The organism is Clostridium sp. UBA1652 (genome assembly GCF_002320975.1).
GTDB lineage: Bacteria > Bacillota > Clostridia > Clostridiales > Clostridiaceae > Clostridium_T > Clostridium_T intestinale.
The window spans coordinates 1-683 of sequence record NZ_DCLI01000099.1 but is presented as its reverse complement, the minus strand read 5'-3'; the positions used below and the strand labels follow the sequence as shown (position 1 = coordinate 683).

Sequence of the window (683 nt, the reverse complement as noted above, 5' to 3'; positions counted from 1 at the left end):
AGGAGTTTGTCGACAGTCTGATGCCAGGATGAAATCCTAGCATTTTTTATTTTTCATTTATTAATGCTGTCATTGCTGGAATATCTGCAGGCGCCCATTTTAATGAATCTAAATTCTCTCTCTCTAACCATACTAGTTTGGAATGTTCACTAGCAGCTGGTGTTCCATCTATGATTTTAGCTTTAATACAAATTAGCGTAATGATAAATGTATCATATTCATGTGTATGTTCATGGAAAAGTTGGTCTGCTTTTATTATACATCCTAATTCTTCCTTAATTTCTCTCTCAAGTGCAGTATAGATATCCTCCCCTTTTTCGACTTTCCCACCAGGGAATTCCCATCTATTTGGAATAGTCATTTGAGGGGAACGAAGTGCACATAATATTTCATTTTGATGGTTTTCAATAATTCCTGCTACTACATTTACTGTTTTTTTCAATTGATGGATTCCTCCTGAAGAATGTTGTTATAAATTAATAATAGCATATAGTTAGGGATAGATAGTAAATCATTCTTCGCTGTTTAAAAAGTTGAATTTATTATCTTTGGGATTGGAACCAAAAATGGTGAAGTAGAATTGCATTTTTATGAGTTGCTTGAAGTGGAGGGGGTGAGACTCCTGTGGGATTAGCGAGACAGTCTGAGACCCTGCAGGCTGAAAGCCGAAGCGGCTCAGCGCG

At 36.6% G+C, this 683-nt stretch carries 1 protein-coding gene; it reads right to left on the bottom strand.

Annotated features, from left to right (window positions below):
- Nucleotides 1-46 precede the first annotated feature (46 nt).
- Nucleotides 47-442, bottom strand: coding sequence for a (deoxy)nucleoside triphosphate pyrophosphohydrolase (locus tag B3N22_RS23505; RefSeq protein ID WP_123257322.1), 396 nt, complete (start codon nucleotides 440-442; stop codon nucleotides 47-49).
- Nucleotides 443-683: the final 241 nt, after the last annotated feature.